This window comes from Serratia sp. TSA_7 (assembly GCF_052692135.1).
This window is the reverse complement of the sequence record NZ_JBQZFU010000002.1, coordinates 26,825-49,578: the sequence shown is the minus strand read 5'-3', so window position 1 is coordinate 49,578 and position 22,754 is coordinate 26,825. Positions and strand designations below refer to the sequence as shown.

The following is a 22,754-nucleotide window of genomic DNA, read 5'->3' as shown; positions in this document are numbered from 1 at the left end:
GGAGACAAGTTCTCCCGTCCATTAAGACTTATCGCCTGGAAATCTCTGATAAGTTTGTTATGCTATTAAGTGCCTGCCAAGTAATGGCGTTAAATAACATAAAAGGTTTTTTACAGCATTTTTATCTACAAGGAGTCCGCAATGAAGAAAACAGCCGCAGTTATTTCTGCCCTGATGCTAACGTTTACCCTGGCCGCATGTTCCAGCAATTACGTAATGCATACCAATGATGGACGCACCATTGTCGCTGACGGAAAACCAAAGGTGGATAACGACACAGGCATGATCAGCTATAAAGACGCCAACGGCGTTGAACAGCAGATCAACCGTTCAGACGTGAAAGAGATGGTTGAAAGCAACCAGTAACCTCGTCAAAAAACGGGCAAAAAAAAGCACCGCAAATATTGCGGTGCTGCATAAAATCACTATGGACAGACAGGGTAAATGTACAGGAAGTGAAAAAACAGTAGCTTAGCTACCATGTCTGGATTGCCAGACAATTTGCAAACACAACATCACAACCACAAGCCAAAAGTTCATCGGCGTCCTCGACACCCACTCCCTTTTCGTTCCGGCCCGGGAAGTGCCGCCACTATAGGTATTTGCTGGCGCATGCTCAACGGACAATTTATAATGGCTCGGATTAAAAAAACTAATGATAGCGGTTTGCTGTCGTGGACCTGCAACTTGGTACACAGCGTCGCCTGATTTTTTATGCCGAATCATTCGGAATATTGTTACACAAAAGTAGCTAATAAATGTCTAAACGCTTACCACCTCTCAATGCGCTGCGGGTCTTCGACGCGGCGGCTCGCCACCTGAGTTTTACCAAAGCGGCAGAAGAGCTGTTCGTTACCCAGGCTGCCGTGAGCCATCAGATCAAGTCGCTGGAGGACTTCCTCGGCCTGAAGCTGTTTCGGCGGCGCAACCGCTCGCTGCTGCTGACGGAAGAAGGGCAAAGTTATTACCTGGATATCAAGGAAATCTTCTCTTCGATCAACGAAGCTACCCGCAAGTTGCAGGCGCGCAGTGCCAAGGGGGCATTAACCGTCAGTTTGCCGCCGAGTTTCGCCATTCAGTGGTTGGTGCCAAGGCTCTCTGGCTTTAACTCAGCTTATCCGGGGATAGACGTGCGCATCCAGGCGGTGGACCGTGAGGAAGAGAAGCTGGCGGACGATGTCGATGTAGCGATTTTTTATGGTCGCGGCAATTGGCCAGGGGTGCGCGCCGAACGTTTATACGCGGAATATCTGTTGCCTGTGTGTTCACCCAGCCTGCTGACCGGGGAACATGCGTTAAAAGTGACGGACGATCTGGTTTATCACACGCTACTGCATGATACTTCACGCCGCGATTGGCTGGCTTATACGCGACAGTTGGGATTGCAGCACATTAATGTGCAACAGGGGCCGATTTTCAGCCACAGCGCAATGGTGGTTCAGGCTGCGGTTCATGGTCAGGGAGTGGCGCTGGTGAATAACGTGATGGCGCAAACTGAAATCGAAGCCGGGCGGCTGGTTTGCCCGTTTAACGATGTACTGGTCAGTAAAAACGCTTTTTATCTGGTATGCCATGACAGCCAGGCAGAACTGGGTAAAATAGCCGCCTTTCGTCAGTGGATCCTGGCACGGGCAGCCAGCGAGCAGGAGAAATTCCGCTTTCGCTATGAACAATAAGGCCGGACGCCGTTCTGCGGCAGCCGGCTTTCTTCAAAAAGGTAAATAACGATGAGCAGTCGTTCAATGCTGATTTTTGCCGCTATCAGCGGCTTTGTATTTGTTGCCCTGGGCGCGTTTGGCGCGCATGTATTAAACGGCACGCTGGGTGCAAACGAGATGGCCTGGATCCGTACCGGGTTGGATTACCAAGGGTTCCATACCCTGGCGATCCTGGTGCTGGCGGTGGCGATGCAGCGCCGCGTCAGCCTGTGGTTTTATTGGAGCGGGGCGCTGTTGGCGCTCGGCACCGTACTGTTCAGCGGCAGTCTGTATTGCCTGGCGCTGTCACACCTGAAGGTCTGGGTCTATATCACGCCGGTTGGCGGCGTGTGCTTCCTGATCGGTTGGGCATTGATGTTGATTGGCGCTTTGCGTCTGAGGAAAAAGGCCGAGCGCCATGAATAAGCTTGCTTTGTATTGCCGTCCTGGTTTTGAAAAAGAGTGTGCGGCGGAAATTACTGCCAAGGCTGCCGAGCTGGAAGTCTTTGGCTTTGCCCGGGTAAAAGATAACAGCGGCTACGTGCTGTTCGAGTGCTATCAGCCGGATGACGCCGACCGCCTGGCGCGGGAAATCCCGTTCCGTGAACTGATTTTTGCCCGCCAGATACTGGTGGTTGGCGAACTGCTGCGCGATCTGCCACCGGAAGATCGCGTGTCGCCGATTGTTGGCATGTTGATTGGCGTGGTCGATCGCGGCGGTGAGCTGCGAGTGGAAGTGCCGGACACCAACGAAAGCAAAGAGCTGATGAAGTTCTGCCGCAAGCTGACCGTGCCGCTGCGTGCCGCAATGCGTGAGCAAAAGGTGCTGATGGCGCGTGAGAACGCGACCCGTCCGGTGGTTCACGTGTTCTTTATCGCACCGGGTTGCTGTTATGTCGGCTACTCCTTCAGTAACAACAATTCGCCGTTCTATATGGGGATTCCGCGCCTCAAGTTCCCCTCCGACGCGCCGAGCCGTTCTACGCTGAAACTGGAAGAGGCGTTCCACGTGTTCATTCCCGCCGATGAGTGGGACGAACGTTTGAGCAGTGGCATGCACGCGGTCGATCTGGGCGCTTGCCCGGGCGGCTGGACCTATCAACTGGTGCAACGCAGCATGATGGTGCATGCGGTGGATAATGGCCTGATGGCGCAGAGCCTGATGGATACCGGGCAGGTTACGCATCACCGTGCCGACGGTTTCAAATACGAACCAAGCAGCAGCAAGATTTACTGGCTGGTGTGCGACATGGTGGAGAAACCGGCCAAAGTGACCAGCTTGATGATCCAGTGGTTGGTCAAAGGTTGGTGCCGTGAGGCGATTTTCAACCTGAAGCTGCCGATGAAAAAACGTTACGAAGAGGTTTCGCAGAATCTGCAGACCATCAAGGAAGCGTTGGACGCGGTTGGCATCAGTTCAGAAATTCATGCCAAACAGCTTTATCACGATCGTGAAGAGGTCACTGTACATGTGCGCCGTATATGGTCGGCGGTGCCGGGGCGTCGCGACGAGCGCGAATAACTACCGGGCGCTGCTTGCAGCGCCTTTAGCTAACCGGTAACCGCAATTGCTGCAGGTTGCCGGTTAACGTCAAATCGGTGCGCAGCGTGGCGACCTTTTTACTGACGTAAGCCATGTCGCGGTGTTGTTGCAACTTGCCGCGCCATTTTTCCGCTACCTGTTCCAGATCCTGATACAGCCCATCCAACGTACCCGCCTGTTGTAATAACAATACCGCCGTTTTCGGCCCGATGCCGGCCACGCCAGGAATTTTGCTGCTGCTTATTCCCGCCAGCCCCCAATAATCCGCCAATTGCTGTGGCGCAACCCCGAATTCCTGTTGCACAAAGGGCATGTCCAGCCAGCGTTTCTGGAAGTAATCGCGGATCTGCACGTTGGGCGCCAACAGTTGGCAATAACCTTTGTCGGTGGACACTATCGTCACCTGATGGCCGCCGCCGGCGACCTTGGCCGTCAGCGTTGCCGCCAGATCGTCCGCCTCATTGCCCGGCGAATGCCAGCAGGCGACGCCGAGCGCTTCGAATGCCTGCCGCAGCTGTGGCATTTCCTGCTGTAAGTTTTCCGGCATCGGCGAGCGTCCGGCTTTGTAGTCGGGCAGAATTTGGTGACGCCAGCTTTCACTGCGGTCATCTTCGTCGAATACTGCCACCGCGTGGGTTGGCCGGCTGTGCTGGATCAGCTGTTGCAGCGCATGCTGGCAGGCATTCACGCAGGGAGAACCCTGCACGGCGTGGATGCGGCGAATTAAGTTCAGGGCGTCAACAATCAGTAGGTGTATAGGCATTTATTCGTCGTCTTTCAAGCCGCAGCGTGGCTGACTTCCCGCACCCATCTCAGTTTCTGTAGCGGGCGAATATATCGCTCCGACGAATGCGGGCACAGAATGGAGCGTATCTACAATGCCTGAGTACGCTTGCCGCCGGGCTGTAGAGTAAAGTCAGATAAAAGAAGGGCGGCTCTACGCCGCCCTGAGGTATCAGGCTACGATTTCATAGCAGGGCACATAGGCGCTGCCCGGTAGCTTCATGCGGTGCTGGGCGACAAAGCCCTGCAACAGACTGTCCATTTGTTTCATCATCTGCGGCTCGCCGTGCAGTTTGTACGGGCCAAATTGCTCGATGGCATGAATGCCATTTTCCTTCACGTTGCCGGCCACGATGCCGGAAAACGCGCGACGCAGCGCAGCGGCCAACTGTTCGGCCGGTTGGTCCGGATACAGATTGAGATTCGCCATGTTTTCGTGGCTTGGCTCAAACGGCAGTTGCAGATCGGGTGCTATGCGGATCGACCAGTTAAAACTGTAGGCATCGCCGGTGTTGCGACGGTTCTCTTTCACCAGCGGCATGGCTTTTTTCATCTGCCGCGCCACTTCGGCCGGATCGTCGATGATGATGGTGTAATGACGGCGCGCTTCATCACCCAGGGTGTTCATGATGAACTCGTCCAGTACGCGGAAGTAATCGGCGCTCTCTTTCGGCCCGGTGAGGATCAGTGGCAATACCTGTTCGCTGTTTTCCGGATTCATCAAAATACCCAGCAGATACAGCAGCTCTTCCGCCGTGCCGACGCCCCCCGGGAAGATGATGATGCCGTGTGCGATGCGCACGAAGGCTTCCAGACGTTTTTCGATGTCCGGCATGATCACCAGCTCATTGACCAGCGGGTTAGGCGGTTCGGCGGCGATGATCGAAGGTTCTGTCATGCCGATAAAACGGCTGTTGCGGTAGCGCTGTTGCGCATGACCCACGGCGGCGCCTTTCATCGGCGCTTCCATCGCTCCCGGCCCACAGCCGGTGCAGATATTCAGCTCGCGCAGGCCAAGCTGGCTGCCGACCTTGCGGGCGTACAGGTATTCATTTTCATTGATGGAGTGGCCGCCCCAACACACCACCAGATTAGGATCTTCATCGAGGTGCAACGCTCGGGCGTTGCGCAGGATGGAGAATACCAGGTTGGTGATGTGGGCCGAATTTTCCAGGTTCAGATGCTGGAAACGGCCGGCGCTGTCGATTTGGCCGTGAACGAACAGGATATCGCGTAGCACGGCGAACAGGTTGGCCTGCAGAGAGCGGATAATTCTGCCGTCGACAAAGGCATCTTCCGGTGGGTTCACCAGCTCGAGTTTGACCCCGCGCTCACGGCGCAGAACGTTGATATCAAAGGTTTCATAGCGTGAAAGCAGCTGTTTGCTGTTGTCGGTTTGACTGCCGGAATTCAACACGGCCAGCGAACAGTTGCGGAACAAACGGTACAGATCGCTGCTGGCGGTGCGCTTCAGCATGTCTACTTCCAGCTGCGACAGCAAATCCATAGAGCCAAGCGGGCTGATGTGTGTAATCAAGGTAACTCCTTTGCACCCGAGGCGGGGCAGTAGTAATCCATACGCAGCAGAACAGCATCTCGTTATTGTTAGCGCACTGCGGTCAATGACTGGCCGCAGCCTTTCTTAACCTTACCGCCGTCCCCTGATTTTTACCAATACAAACCGCTCGTTAGCTTAGTTGTTGAGCAATGCTTCGCACTATTGGCGCGCCAGGCGGCCATGCGATGGAACAAAGTCAAGGTTACTGCGCCAGGGATTGATGTCCAGGCCGCCGCGACGGGTGTAGCGCGCATACACCGACAGGCTCTCTGGCCGGCAATAGCGCATAAGATCGTTGAAGATGCGCTCAACGCACTGTTCATGGAATTCGTTGTGGTGACGGAAGGAGACCAGATAGCGCAACAGCGCTTCGCGATCGATTTGCGCACCGCGATACTGGATTTGCACCGACCCCCAGTCGGGTTGGTTGGTGATCAGGCAGTTTGACTTCAGCAGGTGGCTGACAAGTTGCTCTTCAACCTGACGGGGGCCGGTGGCGTTCAGCAGGTAATCGGCGTTGAACTCGTAGTTATCAATACGGATGTCCTGATGATCGATGCATTCTCCCTCCAACCGGGCGATAGGGCTGCCTTCCACCTGATCGATGCTGAACAAGGCGACGCTGACATCACCCTGCGCGCAGGCGGACAGATCGCGTTGCAGCGTGCTGCGCACCGTCTCCCAGTCGGTAAATTGGGTCTGGTTAAAGCTGTTGAGGTACAGCTTGAAACTTTTGGATTCGATGAGGTTGATGCTGTTGGCGTTGAGGCTAATCTCGCCCACCGCGACCTGCGGCAAGCCGTTGCCGTTCAGCCATGAGAGCTCATACAGGGTCCAGATATCGGCACCGTGGAACGGCAGGCTGTCCGGATACAAACCCAGCGGTTCACGGTTCATGCTGCGCGGCACCGCCTGCAGCAGCTGAGCGTCGTAGCGATCGCGGTATGCGGTAGGTTTGCCCAGAGTCAGTGCCGACAGGGCGTGATGGTCTTGATAGGAGGACATCTGCTGTCACCTCGGTGATAGATAGGTACAATAGCCTCCAGTTTACCGTATGCGAGAAAAAATATGGACCATGATGTACCGAACGCCCTGCGTGAATTCACCCAGCGCTATGTCGATCTTTGGCAGCAGGAGCGCGGTCATGCGCCGGCGAGCCAGGATTTGTACGGCGTGCCATCGCCTTGCATTGTAGAAACGCGCGACGATGAAGTGCTGTGGTTGCCGCAACCCTTCCCCCCGGCGATGACGTTGGAAAAAGTGGAGGTCGCGCTTGAGATACGGCTGCAACCGGACATTAACCTGTTTTATACCCAGCAGTATGCGGGGGATATGAGAGCGCAGTTCGGTGAACACCTTGTGACCCTGCTGCAGGTGTGGAGCGAAGACGATTTTATTCGTCTGCAGGAGAATTTGATCGGCCATCTGGTGACGCAAAAGCGGCTGAAGCTGTCGCCGACGTTATTCCTGGCAACCACTGAATCCGAGATGACGATGGTCTCGCTGTGCAACGTCAGCGGCAATGTCGTACTGGAACAATTCGGCAGCGATAAACGCACCTTGCTGGCGGCTTCGCTGGGGAATTTCCTCGATGCATTGCGCCCTCAGTTGAGTATTTAACGCCGTATCTAGCCTCACTCGTGTGAGATATCTCGCACACGGGCTGTGAGAGATCGCTTTTAATTTTTTGTGCTCTGCGATCTGGATTGTCTTTATTGTTATCCAGATCAATTGGTTAGATTTTCTTTAGGATAACTCTTAGTGTTAATTTAGCCTGATCCTTATGCTAATCCCTTGTGAAGCCGAGATAATTAAGCGATCTTATGGTTACCGGAACGGATACGGTGGAGCAGGAAAGCATCAGGATGATGCAGCTTCAGGAAGAGGAAATGGATGCGCTCAGTGAAGAGCGAAGGACGGCGTCAGGAGATGCCAAGGATGTTTCAGGATTGAAACCAGGGACACCTCCAGGATGGAGATTGAGAGCCGGCAAAGGAGGGTTGGCGGGTCATGAAGACTAAGGAACCGCGTCAGGACGATGCTACAGGATAGAGCAAGGACGGTTGGGTCAGGATGGCCGCAGGAAAAGTTTTCAAGGATTGAGCAGGGAGCACACTGTGTAGCGGGACAGCTATAAAACGAACCGGGGGCACTGTTAACGCAGTGCCCCCAACTTTTTATGGCGGTTTTATATCTTAAGTATCAAAGAACACTACCCCTTCTCAAACGCTTCGTTATTGTTAACCAATCGCCCCCAGCGTATCGCCGTTGCTCTGTGTTTTCGGCAACAGGAACAGCGTGGCGTAAATATCCAACAGATATATCGCCGCCAGCAGGCTGATTGCCGCCGTGAAGGACACCTGCGTCACCAAGGCCCCAATCACCAATGGCCCCAACCCGCCTACGCCGCGCCCGAGATTAAACAAAATATTTTGTGCGGTAGCGCGCACCTGGACCGGATAGGTATCGGAGATCAACGCGCCGTAGCCGCCAATCATGCCATTGACGAATAACCCCATTAGCGCGCCGGCGAACAGCATCAGCATGGGATCGCCAAGTTGCGCGTAGACCACGACCATCACCACGGCGCCAATCTGATAGACAATAAAAATCTTCCAGCGGGCGAAGCGATCGGCCAATACGCCAAACAGCCAGATGCCCAGCGTCATTCCGAGCACGGTTACCGCAGTCCACAGGCCAGATTTGGTCAGCGAAAAACCGAAATTTTTTGCCAGGTAGGTCGGCATCCAAATCATCAGCCCGTAATACCCGAAGTTCTGCACTGAGCACAGAATAAAAATACCGATACTGGCTTTGCTGGTGGTCCGGTCTTTAAACAGCAGCTTTACGCGTTGGGTAAAGGAGAGCTGCTGGCCACTATTTTGTTGGCGTACGAATTCCTCCGGCTCACCCAGTGTGCGGCGGATGAGAAATGACGCGATTGCCGGCAGTAACCCTACCAGGAACATGCCGCGCCAGCCGATATGCGTCAACAGCAGCGGGGTGAGGAAAGCCGCCGCCAGAACGCCAAGTTGCCAGCCCATGCCAACATAGGCGGAGGCGCGGTTGCGCTTTTCCGCCGGCCAGGCTTCGGCTATCAGCGCCATGCCGATGCCGAACTCTCCCCCCAACCCGATCCCCGCCAGCGTGCGATAGGCGAGCAAATCCCAATAGCCCTGCGCCAGAGCGCACAGGCCGGTAAACAGGGAGAACATCAGGATGGTGATGGTCAGTACCCGGATGCGGCCAAAGCGATCGCTGAGGTGGCCGAAAATCACGCCGCCCAATACGGCGCCGATCAGCGTCCAGGTCACCAGTGAGCCGGCGGCGGAAGAGGTTAGCCCCAGTTCGATGCTGATGGCCGGCAGCATAAAGCCGAGGATCAGCAGATCAAAGCCGTCCATCGCGTAACCGGTGACCGAAGCCAGCATGGCTTTGCCGGGCGTTGCATGATTTTTTATTGGTGTGATTGCAGGCATGTGTCTAATCTTTGCGGTTTATTCGGTGAACTCATTGTGCCGTGCGGCGGCGTGCGCCACCAGATCAAATGCGGTCGATGTCATCAACTCAGCCGAATTTGGGCTATAAAGGGTAAAATGCTATGCTTTGCCGCCTTTCAGCCGCGCCGCTGAATATCATGGTTTAAACGGATCGGGAATGCAGATGAGTATACAAAATCAGGTTCGCCTTAGTTTGCAGGCGATTGAACAGTCAATGCGAGAGCTGGCGCTGTGGCAAGCCACGCCGCCCGAGCCTGAAGCCTTCGCCAGCACCGAACCCTTCTGCGTAGACAGCATGCTGGCCGAAGAGTGGCTGCAATGGATATTTCTGCCGCGGATGTACGCGCTACTGGATGCGCATGCGCCATTGCCGACGCGTTTCGCCATTACGCCTTACTTTGAAGAGGCGCTCAAAGATAAGGATCCGAACTGCATGCCGCTGCTGGTGCTGCTGGAGCGTTTGGATCTTATGTTGAATAAAGAACCGCAATAATGATTGAGATTCTTTACCAGGATGAGTATTTGGTGGCGGTGAACAAGCCGTCGGGCTGGCTGGTGCATCGCAGTTGGCTGGATCGTCATGAAACCCGGTTTATGATGCAGACGGTGCGTGACCAGATAGGTCAGCATGTGTTTACCGTGCATCGCCTCGACCGCCCGACCTCCGGCGTGCTGTTGATGGCGCTGTCCAGCGAAGTGGCGCGTCTGCTGTCGCAGCAGTTCGAGCAGCACCAAGTGCAGAAAACCTATCATGCGGTGGTGCGTGGCTACGTGCAGGAAGGGGCAACTCTCGACTACCCGCTGACGGAAGAACTGGACAAAATCGCCGATAAGCATACCGCCGTCGATAAAGGTCCGCAGCCGGCGGTCACCCACTACCGGCCGCTGGCGCAGGTGGAGATGCCGGTGGCCATTGGCCGTTATGACAGCGCGCGCTACAGCCTGATGGAGCTGAAGCCGGAAAACGGCCGTAAGCATCAGTTGCGTCGCCATATGGTGCATCTTCGTCATCCGATCATTGGTGACAGTAAGCACGGCGACCTGCGTCAGAACCGCGGCATGGCCCAGCACTTCGGCTGCCCGCGCTTGATGCTGCACGCCAGTCATCTGCAGTTGAACCATCCTGTGACCGGTGAGCCGTTACCTATTTCCGCACGCTGGGATGAACCCTGGCAGGGAGTCATGTCGCAGTTTGGCTGGGCAGGGGTTTTCCCTGAGCTCGCCGGGGTTGAGTTTAGTGCGGCTAACGGTCAGGATAACGGGTAATTTTCAAAGGTAATTGAGGGAGTAGGGGCAATGGCTCAGGTTGGAATCTTCGTGGGAACGGTCTACGGCAACTCACTGCTGGTGGCGGAAGAGGCGGAAAATATCCTTGGCGAGCAGGGGCATGAGGTCAAACTGTTTGAAGAGGGCACGCTTGAGGCTTGGCAGTTCTACCGCCAGCACTATGCGCTGGTGATCACCTCCACCACAGGTCAGGGCGATTTACCGGACAGCATTGCGCCGCTGTTCCACGCCATCCGCGATCAGGTCGGCTACCAGCCGGAACTGCGCTATGGGCTGATTTCGCTCGGTGACAGCAGTTATGACAATTTCTGTGGCGCAGGGCGTGCGTTTGATGCGCTATTGCAAGAGCAGGGAGCAACCCGCGTGGGGGATGTGTTGGAAATCGATGCGATGGAACAGCCCGAGCCGGAAGTGGTTTCCTGCCCGTGGGTTGAGCAGTGGGGCTCATTGCTGAAATAAGATACCGACCCGCCGTCTTTCAGGTGGCTTCCGACAGATTTGTTGTAAGGGGTGAAGCTATTTGCCCCGACTAATACGGGCGCAGCATGCCGCGCCCTACAGCGAGCGGGTTCTTATTTTCCGCGGGTCAGTTTTTCCAGATCGGATTCGATCTCGGCAATCTTGTGGGATACCACGCCTTCCAGATGACGCAGGTCATCAAGAATTTTGCGTTTCAGATCCACTTCGACCTGATCGCGCTGGCACAGTTGATCCAGTTCATCAATGACGTAACGCAGGTTCGGGTTGATCTCGTGAATTTCTTTGTAACCCTGACCGGCATTATCCGCCACCACGGTTTTGCGTTGGCGCGGGTATTTGAACTTCACGCTCTTGGCAAAGAATTCGCCTTTATCCTTGCGGAAGTAAATCTTAAGAATGTCGTTATTGGCCTCCTGACGCAGGCTATAGCGATCGACATCTTCCGGTTGACTGATTCCCAAGCTTTTCAGGTTGTCATACATAATAGCGCCACCTTATAAATAGACTTTATTCCACGGTCTGGGATTATGGCGAAAAACCGTGCCAGAGACTGTGACTGCTCGCGTACTGAAGACAAAAAAATAGCGGGTGAGTCACCCGCCAGGTCTATTTTAGTCGATGGTGCGCAATAACTCATTAATGCCGACTTTACTGCGCGTTTTGGCGTCGACTTTCTTGACGATGACCGCACAGTACAGGCTGTAAGAACCGTCTTTGGACGGCAGGTTACCTGAAACCACCACCGAGCCGGCCGGGACGCGGCCGTAATGCACTTCGCCGGTTTCACGGTCATAAATGCGGGTGCTCTGGCCGAGGTAAACGCCCATGGAAATCACCGAACCTTCTTCGACGATCACGCCTTCAACCACTTCTGAACGCGCACCGATGAAGCAGTTGTCTTCAATGATGGTCGGGTTGGCCTGCAGCGGTTCCAGTACGCCACCGATGCCGACGCCGCCGGACAGGTGAACGTTTTTGCCAATCTGCGCGCAAGAACCCACGGTAGCCCAGGTATCGACCATGGAGCCTTCGTCAACGTAAGCGCCGATATTCACGTAGGACGGCATCAATACGGTATTGCGTGCAATGAATGCGCCCTGGCGAACGGTCGCCGGCGGTACCACGCGGAAGCCTTCTTTCTGGAAGCGCGCTTCGTCGTAATCGGCAAATTTCATCGGCACTTTGTCGTAGTAACGGGTTTCGGCACCGTCCATCACTTTGTTGTCGTTGATGCGGAAAGAAAGCAGCACGGCCTTTTTCAGCCACTGATGCGTAACCCACTGACCGTCAATCTTCTCGGCAACGCGCAGGGCGCCGCTGTCCAACAGGCCGATCACCTGGTTTACCGCTTCGCGCGTTACGGTGTCTGCGTTCGCCGGAGTGATATCCGCGCGGCGTTCGAAGGCGCTTTCAATAACGTTTTGTAATTGCTGCATACTGTTCTCTGTCCTGATGTTGTTGTCTACGAAAAGGTAACTTGTATCACATTTTATCGTTTGGATTGAGGGCCTCTGTCAACCGTTGTTCCAACTTTCTGCGCGTTTCCGAATTCAGAGCGCGCCGATCGCTGTCTGCCAGAATAAATAAGTCCTCAACTCGCTCGCCAATGGTGGAAATTCGCGCGCCGTGCAGCGACAGGCCGAGATCGGCGAACACTTCGCCCACTCGCGCCAGCAACCCTGGTTGATCAAGGGCGGTCAGCTCCAGATAGCTGCGGCGATCGGTATGGGTCGGCAGGAAGTTGACTTCGGTCGGCACGCTGAAATGGCGCAGCTTGGAGGATGGCCTGCGTACGCGCGGCGGCTGATATTCCCGCTGGGTGATGGTTTGCACCAGCGCATGGCGGATCGCCGTATGGCGGTCCTGAGCCAGCGGGCTGCCGTCCGGCTCTAACACGATGAAAGTATCCATCGCCATGCCGTCGCGATTGGTGAAAATCTGTGCGTCGTGCACGCTCAGGTTACGGCGATCCATCTCGCCGGCCACGGCGGCAAACAGGTAAGGGCGGTCCGGGCTCCAGATGAAGATTTCGGTGCCGCCGCGTGTCGCCTGGCGGCTGACCAGCACCAGAGGTTTGGTGGAATCATGGGCCAGCAGATGACGGGCGTGCCAGGCCAGTTGGTTGGGCGAATGGCGCAGGAAGTAGTCGGCCCGGCAGCGGCTCCAGATGCGGTGCAACGCCTCTTCGTCGATATTGTCCATGCGCAGCAGCGCCAGCGCCTGCAGGCGGTGGTGGCGTACGCGTTCGCGCAAGTCCGGGCTGTTTTGCATGCCGCGGCGCAACTGTTTTTCCGTCGCAAAGTACAGTTCACGCAACAGGCTCTGTTTCCAGCTGTTCCACAGCGTTTCGTTGGTGGCGCAGATATCCGCCACCGTCAGACAAACCAGATAGCGCAGGCGCGTTTCGCTCTGCACTTCAGCGCTGAATTGCTGGATAACCGTGGGATCCTGGATATCGCGGCGCTGAGCGGTCACCGACATCAGCAGATGGCAGCGTACCAGCCAGGCCACCAGTTGGGCCTCGCGAGAATTCAGACCGTGCAGTTCGGCGAACTCCAGCGCATCTTGTGCGCCGAGAATTGAGTGGTCACCGCCGCGGCCTTTGGCGATATCGTGGAACAGCGCCGCCAGCAGCAGAAGCTCTGGGTTCGGCAGGCGCGGATAGAGCTCCACGCACAGCGGATGGCGTGGCCGCGTTTCTGCATCGGCGAAACTTTCCAGCTTTTGCAGAACCCGAACGGTGTGTTCGTCGACAGTATAGGCGTGGAACAGATCGAACTGCATTTGCCCGACGATCTTGCCCCACTGCGGCATATAGGCCCACAGCACGCTGTGACGATGCATCGGTACCAGCGCGCGCGACACTGCGCCAGGGTGGCGCAAAATGGCCATAAACAGATCGCGTGCTTCCGGAATGTTGCACAGCGGTTGTTTCAGATGGCGGCGTGCGTGGCGCAATTGGCGCACGGTGGTGGAGTAAATGCCTTTGATTTCGCGGTTGCGTACCATCAGGTAAAACATCCGCATGATGGCTTCCGGCTGGCGGATGAACAGCGTTTCGTCACGCAGGTCTATCAGATCGCCGCGCAGCTGGAAATCCTCGTTCAGCGGGCGTGGCTTTTCCGTGGCGTCCAGCGCCAGTATCGCTTCGTCGAACAGTTGGAGCAGCATATGATTCAGTTCGCCGACGCGGCGCGTCATGCGGTAGAAATCCTTCATCATGTGTTCAACCGGTTCGTTGCCTTCCCCCTCATAACGCAGCAATTGCGCCACATTGAGTTGGCGATCGAACAGCAGCCGGTTGTCGTAACGCGGTAGCACCAAATGCAGTGCGAAGCGGATACGCCACAGGAAGCTCTGGCATTCATTGAGCTCGTTGCGTTCGGCTTGGGTGAGAAAACCGAAACCGACCATTTCGTCCAGCGAGGTGGCGCCGAAGTGACGGCGCGCCACCCACAGCAAGGTGTGGATATCTCTCAGGCCGCCGGGGCTGCTCTTGATGTCTGGCTCCAGGTTGTAGCTGGTGCCGTGGTAACGCTGGTGGCGTTCCTGCTGCTCAGCCACCTTGGCGTGGAAAAATTGGGGGGAGGGCCAGAAGCCGTCGCTGAAGATGTGTTTTTGCATCTGCAGGAACAGCGCGACGTCGCCGCAGATCATGCGTGACTCGATCAGGTTGGTGGCCACGGTCAGGTCCGCCAGCCCTTCAAGCAGGCACTCTTCCAGCGTGCGCACGCTGTGGCCCACCTCCAGTTTCAGATCCCACAGCAGGGTGATAAATTCCCCCACGCGCTGCGACTGTTGTTCACTCAGGCGGTGCTGGCTGAGCACCAGCACATCAATATCCGACAGCGGATGAAGTTCGCCGCGGCCATAGCCGCCTACCGCCACCAGGGCGGTTTCCGGGATATCCTCGAAACCGTAAAAGATCCACAGACGACGCAGCAGGCGATCGATAAAGTCGCTGCGGGCCGCGACCAGGCTTTCGGCGCTGGAGCCGGCGTTGAACGCTGCCGCCAACCACAGCTGAAACTGTTCAAGACGCAGTTTCAGCGCAACGCAATTAATCTCTTCATCGCCATAGGCGTTGGGATACTCAGGCTGCTTCGGCACGGCCTGTTGCTCAATGACCGAGTTGCTTTGTTCGCGGAAATTTTCAGACATAATACGCAGCCCATAAAAAAAGCCGGCATAAGCCGGCCTGTGACAAGAAACAGCGGTATGTGACCGCGTTTCTTACTGTTCGTGCGTAATGATGTTGGGGATGGTGTCATCCTTGCGCAACGTCATTATCTCGCAGCCGTTATCTGTGACCACAATAGTATGCTCATACTGCGCCGACAAGCTGCGATCTTTAGTTTTTACCGTCCAGCCGTCTTTCATGGTGCGGATGCGGTAGTCACCGGCATTGACCATCGGCTCGATGGTGAACGCCATGCCGGCCTGCAGTACCACGCCGCCGTCGTCGGCGTCATAGTGCAGTACCTGCGGTTCTTCGTGGAACACTTCGCCGATGCCATGACCGCAGTATTCACGCACCACGGAAAACTTCTCGGCTTCGACGAATTTCTGGATCTCTTTGCCCAGGGTGCGCAGGCGGATGCCCGGCTTCACCATTTTCAGCGCCAGATACAGGCTTTCCTGGGTAACGCGGCACAGCCGCTCGCCCAGAATGGTCGGCTTGCCGACGATGAACATCTTGGAGGTATCGCCGTGGAAGCCATCTTTAATGACGGTCACGTCGATATTGACGATGTCGCCGTCCTTCAACACTTTGTCATCGCTCGGGATGCCGTGGCACACCACTTCGTTTACCGAGATGCACACGGATTTCGGGAAGCCGTGGTAGCCGAGGCAGGCGGAGATGGCCTGTTGCTCGTTGGTAATGTACTCGTGACAGATACGGTCCAGTTCGCCGGTGGTCACGCCAGGTTTGACGTGCGGCTCGATAATTTCCAGCACTTCAGCGGCCAAGCGGCCCGCCACGCGCATTTTTTGGATGTCATCAGGTGTTTTAATTGAGATTGCCATGAAATTCGTCCGCAGGTGTCGTGCTCGCCGACAACAGAAAGAAATAAGAAGCAGTCTCTTATGGTATCAGCCCGGCCAGAAGCTGCCAAATTTCATTTGTCGGCGCCCCGGTAAACGCAACAAAAGTTGGTGTCGGTGGCGGGTTTATGGTATAAAGCGCGCCGGCGATCCGTAAGTTGGTCTTGTGACGACAACGGAAATAGCCGAAGCACTTTAACTGCACTCACATTGTGTAAATAACACACACGTATCGGCACATACACCGGGGTGCTCTGAGGTGATTTATCACCGTCGGGGTCGGCGTTATGGGATACGTGGAGGCATAACCCCAACTAATCTATATAGAGGTTTAATCATGGCAACTGTTTCCATGCGCGACATGCTCCAGGCCGGTGTACACTTTGGTCACCAGACCCGTTACTGGAACCCGAAAATGAAGCCTTTCATCTTCGGCGCACGTAACAAGGTTCACATCATCAACCTGGAAAAAACCGTACCAATGGCCAACGCAGCACTGGCTGAACTGACCAAGATCTCTTCCCGTAAAGGCAAGATCCTGTTCGTTGGTACCAAGCGCGCAGCAAGCGAAGCGGTAAAAGAATATGCTAACAACTGCGATCAGTTCTTCGTGAACCATCGCTGGTTGGGCGGCATGCTGACTAACTGGAAAACCGTTCGTCAGTCAATCAAGCGTTTGAAAGATCTGGAAATCCAGTCTCAAGATGGCACCTTCGACAAGCTGACCAAGAAAGAGGCGCTGATGCGTACTCGCGAACTGGCCAAGCTGGAAAACTCCCTGGGTGGTATCAAGGACATGGGTGGTCTGCCTGACGCTCTGTTCGTAATCGATGCAGATCACGAACACATCGCGATCAAAGAAGCCAACAACCTGGGTATCCCGGTATTCTCTATCGTTGATACCAACTCCGATCCAGACGGCGTTGACTTCATCATCCCTGGTAACGACGATGCAATCCGTGCAATCAAATTGTACCTGACTGCCGTTGCTGCCGCCGTCCGTGAAGGTCGTTCTCAAGATCTGGCCGTTCAGGCGGAAGAAAGCTTCGTAGAAGCTGAATAATAAGGCAAGCTCGTCACTGAGCCCTTATTAACCAGGTATTGAATATGTTGGTTAGAGGGGCCTAAATAGGCCCCTTTTGCTTATCTGAATGAGAACTATCTCCTTGCGAGATAACCGAGGAAAAAGAAATGGCTGATATTACCGCTGCCCTGGTAAAAGAACTGCGTGAGCGTACTGGCGCCGGCATGATGGATTGTAAAAAAGCTCTGGTCGAGTCTAACGGCGACATCGAGCTGGCAATCGAAAACATGCGTAAATCCGGTGCGATCAAAGCGGCGAAAAAAGCAGGCAACGTAGCTGCTGACGGCGTGATCAAAACCAAAATCGAAGGCAACTACGGCGTTATCGTTGAAGTTAACTGCCAGACTGACTTCGTTGCTAAAGATGCCGGTTTCCAGGCGTTCGCTGACAAAGTGCTGGATGCTGCTGTTGCAGGCAAAATCACTGACGTTGACGTATTGAAAGCACAGTTCGAAGAAGAACGTGTAGCGCTGGTTGCAAAAATCGGTGAGAACATCAACATCCGTCGCGTTGCTTCCCTGGAAGGCGAAGTGTTGGGTAGCTACCTGCACGGCGCGCGTATCGGTGTTCTGATTGCCGCTAAAGGCGCTGACGAAGAACTGGTTAAGCAAATTGCCATGCACGTTGCGGCCAGCAAACCTGAATTCGTTAAGCCTGAAGATGTGTCTGCTGAAGTGGTAGAAAAAGAGTACCAGGTTCAGTTGGACATCGCCATGCAGTCTGGCAAGCCGAAAGAAATCGCAGAGAAAATGGTTGAAGGCCGCATGAAGAAATTCACCGGCGAAGTTTCTCTGACCGGTCAGCCTTTCGTTATCGAGCCAAGCAAGACCGTTGGCCAAGTGCTGAAAGAGCACAACGCTGACGTTGTTAACTTCATCCGCTTCGAAGTGGGCGAAGGCATCGAGAAAGTTGAAAATGACTTTGCTGCTGAAGTTGCAGCAATGAGCAAACAGTCTTAATGATTGTTAATGGAGCCGCCGTCTGGCGGTTCCGTTTTATCCAGCCAGAATTAACACCGGTGGCAAGCCCTGTGGCACTATACTCAGCACAGGCGCGCTTCATCGGCTGAAATCCCCAATACTAATACTGCTTCTTAGGACAGAACACCATGGCAACCAATGCAAAACCCGTATATCAGCGTATTCTGCTCAAACTGAGTGGCGAAGCCCTGCAAGGTGCAGAAGGTTTTGGTATCGACGCCAGCGTTTTGGATCGCATGGCTCAGGAAGTTAAAGAGCTGGTCGAACTGGGAATTCAGGTCGGTGTAGTGATTGGCGGCGGTAACCTGTTCCGCGGCGCGGGTCTGGCTCAGGCCGGAATGAACCGCGTAGTGGGCGACCACATGGGAATGCTGGCTACTGTGATGAACGGCCTGGCTATGCGTGATGCACTGCACCGTGCCTATGTGAACGCCCGCCTGATGTCTGCTATTCCGTTGAACGGCGTGTGTGACAACTACAGCTGGGCCGAGGCAATCAGCCTGCTGCGTAATAACCGCGTGGTGATCTTCTCTGCCGGTACCGGCAACCCGTTCTTCACCACCGATTCGGCAGCTTGCCTGCGCGGGATCGAGATTGAAGCCGACGTGGTACTGAAAGCGACCAAAGTGGATGGTGTATACTCCGCCGATCCGGTTAAAAACCCGGATGCAACGCTGTACGAACATATAACCTATCAAGACGTGCTTGAGCGCGAGCTGAAAGTGATGGACCTGGCGGCGTTTACGCTGGCCCGCGATCACGGTCTGCCGATCCGCGTATTCAACATGAACAAGCCGGGCGCGTTGCGCCGCGTAGTGATGGGTGAAAACGAAGGCACGCTGATCAGCAAATAAGGCTGTTCTGCCAAATTTAACGGGAGCGGGTAACGCTGTGCGTTGAGCGCTTTCCTCAAGTAAAATTCACGGGCTATACTGATGTATAGCCTGCCAAGTAACCCGTTTCTAAAGGTTCGCAACGTGATTAATGAAATCAGAAAAGATGCTGATTCACGCATGGAAAAAAGCGTAGAAGCATTCAAAACCCAAATCAGCAAAATCCGTACCGGCCGTGCTTCTCCAAGCATCCTGGACGGCATCATGGTGGAATACTATGGTTCTGCTACGCCGCTGCGTCAGCTGGCTAACGTGACCGTAGAAGACTCCCGCACCCTGGCCATCAACTTGTTTGATCGTTCCCTGGGTTCAGCGGTAGAAAAAGCCATCATGTCTTCAGACCTCGGCCTGAACCCAAGCTCAGCAGGCAGCGTGATCCGCGTTCCGCTTCCTCCTCTGACTGAAGAGCGCCGTAAAGATCTGATCAAAGTCGTGCGCAACGAAGCCGAGCAGGGCCGTGTGGCCGTGCGTAACGTTCGCCGCGACGCCAACGACAAAGTGAAAGCGCTGCTGAAAGACAAAGAAATCAGCGAAGACGAAGATCGTCGTTCACAGGATGACGTTCAAAAACTGACCGATGCTTATATCAAACTTCTGGATGCCGCTTTGGCGGATAAAGAAAAAGAGCTGATGGAATTCTAATCAGCATCGCGCAGAAAAAAAGCGTCGCCTGGGCGGCGCTTTGTTTTTTGTGGCGCAGATCCCGTTTCATCGTACTGATTGATCATGGACAAGCGGTGGCCAAGGTTACACACTGGAGCACCTCCGATCTCATCAGACAGTTATTCAGAGCGAACTCATGAAGCAACTGACTATTCTTGGTTCCACCGGCTCCGTGGGAACCAGCACCCTGGCCGTGGTCAGGGAAAATCCCGACCGTTTTGCGATTAAAGCGCTGGTTGCCGGCCGCAATGTAGCGGTGATGGCGCAACAGTGTATGGAGTTTCGCCCGGCTTATGCTGCGATGGCGGACGAAGGCGCTGCGCGCGAACTGCGCGACGTGCTGGCGGAAAACGGCATTGACACTGAGGTCATGGCGGGCGAACAGGCTGCCTGTGAGTTGGCGGCGCTGGATGATGTCGATCAGGTCACTGCGGCTATTGTCGGCGCTGCCGGGCTGTTGCCGACGCTGGCGGCGATCCGCGCCGGCAAACAGGTATTGTTGGCGAACAAAGAGTCGCTGGTGACCTGTGGCCGTCTATTTATGGATGCGGTACAAAAGAGCCAGGCGCAGTTATTGCCCCTGGACAGCGAACACAACGCGATTTTTCAGAGTTTGCCTGAAAGCATTCAGCGTCAGTTGGGATACTCTTCATTAGTCGATCATGGTGTCTCGCGCATTGTGCTTACCGGTTCTGGCGGCCCGTTCCGTACGACGCCGCTGGAGCAGTTTGCCACGATGACGCCGGACCAGGCCTGTGCCCATCCTAATTGGTCTATGGGACGCAAGATCTCGGTGGATTCCGCCACCATGATGAACAAAGGACTGGAATATATTGAGGCCCGTTGGCTGTTCAACGCTTCGGCCGAACAAATGGAAGTGATTCTGCACCCGCAGTCGGTGATCCACTCGATGGTGCGCTATGCTGATGGCAGTGTGCTGGCCCAGTTGGGCACGCCGGATATGCGTACGCCAATCGCCCATGCGATGGCTTACCCGCAGCGGGTCAGTTCTGGTGTGGAAGCGCTGGATTTCTGCCGTATCGGCTCGTTGACCTTTGCCGAACCTGAACGGGAGCGTTACCCTTGCCTGTATCTGGCGATTGACGCCTTTGATGCCGGCCAGGCGGCAACCACCGCGCTGAATGCGGCTAACGAAGTGGCCGTTGCGGCCTTCCTGCAAGGGCTGATTCGCTTTACCGATATCGCGGCAGTGAACCAAAAAGTGGTCGAACGGCTGTCTTTGCAGGAACCGTCCTGCATTGATGCGGTCTTAGAAATAGATCGCCAGGCCCGTGAAGTTGCCGTTGGGTTAGTGAAGTCACTGCGTGGTTGATAACGGCTATTATCCTATTTTGTTCGTAAATTACGCGTGCCGCAGTGGGGCCGTTTGTTCATGCCCGGCTGAGGTGGTATAGTCTGCGCCACCTGTCAGCGGTTATACCGTTGAATTATGGCCTGATTGGCATCTTGGATGTCGATAGCGCCCCGGATATGACCGGGTGTGCGGGGGCAGACTGAAAAGCCGTGTCGGGCACACGGCTTTTTTTGCGCGTAAGGGCCTGATGTTCCGGAAGGGCAGTTGTATTTCTATTGAGGAAATAAGTACGAGTTATGTCGTCCGCAAATCAACAAGAGGCTAATCCGTCCATCCCTGGGCCACGACATGTCGCCATTATTATGGACGGCAACGGGCGCTGGGCTAAACGTCAGGGCAAGTTACGTGTCTTCGGTCATAAAGCAGGGGTGAAATCGGTACGTCGTGCGGTCAGTTTTGCCGCCAACAACCATTTAGATGCACTCACGCTTTATGCCTTCAGCAGCGAGAACTGGAATCGCCCGGTACAAGAGGTTTCCGCGCTAATGGAGCTCTTTGTCCGTGCCTTGGACAGCGAAGTAAAAAGCCTGCATAAACATAACGTCAGACTGCGGGTGATCGGCGACATCAGCCGTTTCAGCACGCGTTTGCAGGAGCGGATCCGTCGCTCTGAGCAGCTGACAGAAAATAACGATGGCCTGACGCTCAACATTGCCGCCAACTACGGTGGCCGTTGGGATATCATTCAGGGAGTAAGGGAGCTGGCTGAGCAGGTGCAGGGTGGTTTGCTGCGTCCGGATCAAATCAGCGAAGAGTTATTGGGCGAGCGGGTCTGCATGAACGATTTGGCGCCGGTGGATCTGGTTATCCGCACCGGCGGTGAACACCGCATCAGTAACTTCTTGCTGTGGCAAATTGCTTATGCCGAACTTTACTTTACTGATGTACTCTGGCCTGATTTTGATGAACTTGTCTTTGAAGGTGCGCTGAATGCATTTGCACAACGTGAGCGTCGCTTCGGGGGAACAACACCTAACGGCGCCGATGCGTCCTAGGGGGAACTTTTGCTGAAGTATCGCCTCATAACTGCTCTGATCTTGATTCCGATTGTTATCGCGGCGCTGTTTTTGCTGCCGCCGGTGGGCTTTGCCCTGGTAACGCTCGTTGTGTGCATGTTAGCTGCCTGGGAGTGGGGCCAACTGGCCGGTTTTACTTCCCGCTCGCAGCGCATCTGGTTGGCGATACTGTGTGGTTTCCTGCTGGCGCTGATGATGCTCAGCGTTCCAGCCTATCACCAGTCGGTCCATTTGCCTCAGGTGGGCGGGCCGCTGTGGCTGTCACTGGCCTGGTGGCTGGCCGCCCTGCTGCTGGTGCTGTTTTATCCCGGTTCAGCCGCGCTGTGGCGTAACTCACGCCCGATTCGCCTGCTCTTTGGCCTGTTGACCATTGTGCCGTTCTTCTGGGGCATGCTGGCGTTGCGTCAATTCGGCTACGAACAAAACCACTTCACCGGCGCCTGGTGGCTGCTGTACGTGATGCTGCTGGTTTGGGGCGCGGATTCCGGCGCTTACATGTTCGGCAAGCTGTTTGGCAAGCACAAGCTGGCACCGAAGGTGTCTCCGGGGAAAACCTGGGAAGGATTAATCGGCGGTCTGGTGACCTCGGCGCTGATATCATGGTTGTTCGGCCGTTACGCACCCTTGAACGTGGTGCCGGCAACCTTACTGATTTGTTCGGTGATCGCCGCGCTGGCGTCTGTGCTGGGCGACCTTACCGAGAGCATGTTCAAACGCGAAGCGGGTATCAAAGACAGTGGTCATCTGATACCAGGTCATGGCGGCATACTGGATCGTATCGACAGCCTGACCGCAGCAGTGCCTGTATTTGCCTGCCTGATGCTGTTAGTGTTTTAATCCGTCAACGGC

24 protein-coding genes are annotated in these 22,754 nt (G+C 55.2%); 16 read left to right on the top strand and 8 right to left on the bottom strand.

What is annotated here, in order from left to right:
- Positions 1 to 141 precede the first annotated feature (141 nt).
- The 4 genes from ACUTQW_RS09180 (at position 142) to rlmM (ending at position 3,219) form a co-directional block, all read left to right on the top strand.
- Entirely contained in the window at positions 142 to 366 is a 225-nt protein-coding gene (locus tag ACUTQW_RS09180) for a YgdI/YgdR family lipoprotein (protein ID WP_004952250.1), read from the top strand.
- Positions 367 to 758: 392 nt separating this feature from the next.
- Positions 759 to 1,676 (top strand): transcriptional regulator GcvA, encoded by a 918-nt coding sequence (locus ACUTQW_RS09175; RefSeq protein WP_037433556.1) that lies wholly within the window; start codon positions 759 to 761, stop codon positions 1,674 to 1,676.
- A gap of 51 nt (positions 1,677 to 1,727) precedes the next feature.
- Positions 1,728 to 2,123 (top strand): DUF423 domain-containing protein, encoded by a 396-nt coding sequence (locus ACUTQW_RS09170; RefSeq protein ID WP_004952246.1) that lies wholly within the window; start codon positions 1,728 to 1,730, stop codon positions 2,121 to 2,123.
- Positions 2,116 to 3,219 carry a 23S rRNA (cytidine(2498)-2'-O)-methyltransferase RlmM gene (gene rlmM, locus ACUTQW_RS09165; protein ID WP_064799125.1) on the top strand — a complete coding sequence of 368 codons (1,104 nt, stop codon included), beginning with the start codon at positions 2,116 to 2,118 and terminating at the stop codon, positions 3,217 to 3,219. The genes ACUTQW_RS09170 and rlmM overlap by 8 nt, the downstream gene beginning before the upstream one ends.
- A 25-nt stretch (positions 3,220 to 3,244) precedes the next feature.
- Here the strand turns inward: rlmM and xni are convergent, their stop codons facing one another.
- From xni to queF, 3 genes are all read right to left on the bottom strand, one after another.
- Positions 3,245 to 4,003, bottom strand: a complete 759-nt coding sequence (gene xni, locus ACUTQW_RS09160; protein WP_004952241.1) for a flap endonuclease Xni — start codon at positions 4,001 to 4,003, stop codon at positions 3,245 to 3,247.
- Between the two features lie 192 nt (positions 4,004 to 4,195).
- Positions 4,196 to 5,560, bottom strand: a complete 1,365-nt coding sequence (gene ppnN / locus ACUTQW_RS09155; protein WP_004952240.1) for a nucleotide 5'-monophosphate nucleosidase PpnN — start codon at positions 5,558 to 5,560, stop codon at positions 4,196 to 4,198.
- A gap of 180 nt (positions 5,561 to 5,740) precedes the next feature.
- Positions 5,741 to 6,586 (bottom strand): NADPH-dependent 7-cyano-7-deazaguanine reductase QueF, encoded by an 846-nt coding sequence (gene queF, locus ACUTQW_RS09150; protein WP_006327549.1) that lies wholly within the window; start codon positions 6,584 to 6,586, stop codon positions 5,741 to 5,743.
- A gap of 63 nt (positions 6,587 to 6,649) precedes the next feature.
- Between queF and syd the strand changes: the two genes are divergently transcribed.
- Entirely contained in the window at positions 6,650 to 7,201 is a 552-nt protein-coding gene (gene syd, locus ACUTQW_RS09145; protein ID WP_004952238.1) for a SecY-interacting protein, read from the top strand.
- A gap of 245 nt (positions 7,202 to 7,446) precedes the next feature.
- A complete protein-coding gene (locus ACUTQW_RS09140) occupies positions 7,447 to 7,602 on the top strand; it encodes a hypothetical protein (protein ID WP_020439677.1) in 156 nt (51 codons plus the stop codon).
- Between the two features lie 219 nt (positions 7,603 to 7,821).
- Here ACUTQW_RS09140 and ACUTQW_RS09135 read toward each other — a convergent pair whose 3' ends face one another.
- A complete protein-coding gene (locus ACUTQW_RS09135) occupies positions 7,822 to 9,060 on the bottom strand; it encodes an MFS transporter (protein WP_004952237.1) in 1,239 nt (412 codons plus the stop codon).
- A 184-nt stretch (positions 9,061 to 9,244) separates the two neighbouring features.
- Here ACUTQW_RS09135 and ACUTQW_RS09130 point away from each other — a divergent pair, with 184 nt between their 5' ends.
- The 3 genes from ACUTQW_RS09130 to ACUTQW_RS09120 are packed head-to-tail and all read left to right on the top strand — an operon-like array spanning position 9,245 to position 10,827.
- Positions 9,245 to 9,574, top strand: coding sequence for a YqcC family protein (locus ACUTQW_RS09130; protein ID WP_004952236.1), 330 nt, complete (start codon positions 9,245 to 9,247; stop codon positions 9,572 to 9,574).
- Positions 9,574 to 10,347 (top strand): tRNA pseudouridine(65) synthase TruC, encoded by a 774-nt coding sequence (gene truC / locus ACUTQW_RS09125; protein WP_006327548.1) that lies wholly within the window; start codon positions 9,574 to 9,576, stop codon positions 10,345 to 10,347. Before ACUTQW_RS09130 ends, truC begins: the two co-directional genes overlap by 1 nt.
- Positions 10,348 to 10,377: 30 nt before the next feature.
- Positions 10,378 to 10,827: a flavodoxin gene (locus ACUTQW_RS09120; protein WP_004952234.1), complete on the top strand. Its 450-nt coding sequence runs from the start codon at positions 10,378 to 10,380 to the stop codon at positions 10,825 to 10,827.
- A 113-nt stretch (positions 10,828 to 10,940) separates the two neighbouring features.
- On the opposite strand, the gene ACUTQW_RS09115 is transcribed toward ACUTQW_RS09120, so the two are convergent.
- The 4 genes from ACUTQW_RS09115 to map form a co-directional block, all read right to left on the bottom strand.
- The gene (locus ACUTQW_RS09115; RefSeq protein ID WP_004952233.1) at positions 10,941 to 11,330 is read right to left on the bottom strand and encodes a DUF3461 family protein; all 390 of its coding nucleotides are present in this window, start codon (positions 11,328 to 11,330) and stop codon (positions 10,941 to 10,943) included.
- Positions 11,331 to 11,459: 129 nt separating this feature from the next.
- Positions 11,460 to 12,284, bottom strand: coding sequence for a 2,3,4,5-tetrahydropyridine-2,6-dicarboxylate N-succinyltransferase (gene dapD, locus ACUTQW_RS09110; RefSeq protein WP_006327543.1), 825 nt, complete (start codon positions 12,282 to 12,284; stop codon positions 11,460 to 11,462).
- Between the two features lie 46 nt (positions 12,285 to 12,330).
- The gene (gene glnD, locus ACUTQW_RS09105) at positions 12,331 to 15,009 is read right to left on the bottom strand and encodes a bifunctional uridylyltransferase/uridylyl-removing protein GlnD (RefSeq protein WP_445654843.1); all 2,679 of its coding nucleotides are present in this window, start codon (positions 15,007 to 15,009) and stop codon (positions 12,331 to 12,333) included.
- Between the two features lie 72 nt (positions 15,010 to 15,081).
- Complete coding sequence (gene map / locus ACUTQW_RS09100) at positions 15,082 to 15,876, bottom strand: type I methionyl aminopeptidase (RefSeq protein WP_004952228.1); 795 nt, start codon at positions 15,874 to 15,876, stop codon at positions 15,082 to 15,084.
- 355 nt (positions 15,877 to 16,231) lie between these two features.
- Between map and rpsB the strand changes: the two genes are divergently transcribed.
- The 7 genes from rpsB (at position 16,232) to cdsA (ending at position 22,742) form a co-directional block, all read left to right on the top strand.
- Positions 16,232 to 16,957, top strand: a complete 726-nt coding sequence (gene rpsB, locus ACUTQW_RS09095) for a 30S ribosomal protein S2 (RefSeq protein ID WP_004952226.1) — start codon at positions 16,232 to 16,234, stop codon at positions 16,955 to 16,957.
- Between the two features lie 128 nt (positions 16,958 to 17,085).
- The gene (gene tsf / locus ACUTQW_RS09090; protein WP_004952224.1) at positions 17,086 to 17,937 is read left to right on the top strand and encodes a translation elongation factor Ts; all 852 of its coding nucleotides are present in this window, start codon (positions 17,086 to 17,088) and stop codon (positions 17,935 to 17,937) included.
- Positions 17,938 to 18,086: 149 nt separating this feature from the next.
- On the top strand, positions 18,087 to 18,812 hold the full coding sequence (pyrH, locus tag ACUTQW_RS09085; protein WP_004952223.1) for a UMP kinase: 726 nt from the start codon (positions 18,087 to 18,089) through the stop codon (positions 18,810 to 18,812).
- A 123-nt stretch (positions 18,813 to 18,935) separates the two neighbouring features.
- On the top strand, positions 18,936 to 19,493 hold the full coding sequence (gene frr / locus ACUTQW_RS09080; protein ID WP_006327538.1) for a ribosome recycling factor: 558 nt from the start codon (positions 18,936 to 18,938) through the stop codon (positions 19,491 to 19,493).
- A gap of 157 nt (positions 19,494 to 19,650) precedes the next feature.
- Positions 19,651 to 20,847, top strand: a complete 1,197-nt coding sequence (ispC, locus tag ACUTQW_RS09075; RefSeq protein ID WP_006327536.1) for a 1-deoxy-D-xylulose-5-phosphate reductoisomerase — start codon at positions 19,651 to 19,653, stop codon at positions 20,845 to 20,847.
- Between the two features lie 278 nt (positions 20,848 to 21,125).
- A complete protein-coding gene (gene ispU / locus ACUTQW_RS09070) occupies positions 21,126 to 21,884 on the top strand; it encodes a (2E,6E)-farnesyl-diphosphate-specific ditrans,polycis-undecaprenyl-diphosphate synthase (RefSeq protein ID WP_004952217.1) in 759 nt (252 codons plus the stop codon).
- A gap of 9 nt (positions 21,885 to 21,893) precedes the next feature.
- The gene (gene cdsA, locus ACUTQW_RS09065; protein ID WP_004952216.1) at positions 21,894 to 22,742 is read left to right on the top strand and encodes a phosphatidate cytidylyltransferase; all 849 of its coding nucleotides are present in this window, start codon (positions 21,894 to 21,896) and stop codon (positions 22,740 to 22,742) included.
- Positions 22,743 to 22,754: the final 12 nt, after the last annotated feature.

What these genes read in the sequence shown, in the direction of transcription:
- ACUTQW_RS09180 (WP_004952250.1), top strand. Translation starts at nt 142, where the DNA reads ATGAAGAAAACAGCCGCAGTTATTTCTGCCCTGATGCTAACGTTTACC.
- ACUTQW_RS09175 (WP_037433556.1), top strand. Translation starts at nt 759, where the DNA reads ATGTCTAAACGCTTACCACCTCTCAATGCGCTGCGGGTCTTCGACGCG.
- ACUTQW_RS09170 (WP_004952246.1), top strand. Translation starts at nt 1,728, where the DNA reads ATGAGCAGTCGTTCAATGCTGATTTTTGCCGCTATCAGCGGCTTTGTA.
- rlmM (WP_064799125.1), top strand. Translation starts at nt 2,116, where the DNA reads ATGAATAAGCTTGCTTTGTATTGCCGTCCTGGTTTTGAAAAAGAGTGT.
- xni (WP_004952241.1), bottom strand. Translation starts at nt 4,003, where the DNA reads ATGCCTATACACCTACTGATTGTTGACGCCCTGAACTTAATTCGCCGC.
- queF (WP_006327549.1), bottom strand. Translation starts at nt 6,586, where the DNA reads ATGTCCTCCTATCAAGACCATCACGCCCTGTCGGCACTGACTCTGGGC.
- syd (WP_004952238.1), top strand. Translation starts at nt 6,650, where the DNA reads ATGGACCATGATGTACCGAACGCCCTGCGTGAATTCACCCAGCGCTAT.
- ACUTQW_RS09140 (WP_020439677.1), top strand. Translation starts at nt 7,447, where the DNA reads ATGATGCAGCTTCAGGAAGAGGAAATGGATGCGCTCAGTGAAGAGCGA.
- ACUTQW_RS09135 (WP_004952237.1), bottom strand. Translation starts at nt 9,060, where the DNA reads ATGCCTGCAATCACACCAATAAAAAATCATGCAACGCCCGGCAAAGCC.
- ACUTQW_RS09130 (WP_004952236.1), top strand. Translation starts at nt 9,245, where the DNA reads ATGAGTATACAAAATCAGGTTCGCCTTAGTTTGCAGGCGATTGAACAG.
- truC (WP_006327548.1), top strand. Translation starts at nt 9,574, where the DNA reads ATGATTGAGATTCTTTACCAGGATGAGTATTTGGTGGCGGTGAACAAG.
- ACUTQW_RS09120 (WP_004952234.1), top strand. Translation starts at nt 10,378, where the DNA reads ATGGCTCAGGTTGGAATCTTCGTGGGAACGGTCTACGGCAACTCACTG.
- ACUTQW_RS09115 (WP_004952233.1), bottom strand. Translation starts at nt 11,330, where the DNA reads ATGTATGACAACCTGAAAAGCTTGGGAATCAGTCAACCGGAAGATGTC.
- dapD (WP_006327543.1), bottom strand. Translation starts at nt 12,284, where the DNA reads ATGCAGCAATTACAAAACGTTATTGAAAGCGCCTTCGAACGCCGCGCG.
- glnD (WP_445654843.1), bottom strand. Translation starts at nt 15,009, where the DNA reads ATGTCTGAAAATTTCCGCGAACAAAGCAACTCGGTCATTGAGCAACAG.
- map (WP_004952228.1), bottom strand. Translation starts at nt 15,876, where the DNA reads ATGGCAATCTCAATTAAAACACCTGATGACATCCAAAAAATGCGCGTG.
- rpsB (WP_004952226.1), top strand. Translation starts at nt 16,232, where the DNA reads ATGGCAACTGTTTCCATGCGCGACATGCTCCAGGCCGGTGTACACTTT.
- tsf (WP_004952224.1), top strand. Translation starts at nt 17,086, where the DNA reads ATGGCTGATATTACCGCTGCCCTGGTAAAAGAACTGCGTGAGCGTACT.
- pyrH (WP_004952223.1), top strand. Translation starts at nt 18,087, where the DNA reads ATGGCAACCAATGCAAAACCCGTATATCAGCGTATTCTGCTCAAACTG.
- ispC (WP_006327536.1), top strand. Translation starts at nt 19,651, where the DNA reads ATGAAGCAACTGACTATTCTTGGTTCCACCGGCTCCGTGGGAACCAGC.
- ispU (WP_004952217.1), top strand. Translation starts at nt 21,126, where the DNA reads ATGTCGTCCGCAAATCAACAAGAGGCTAATCCGTCCATCCCTGGGCCA.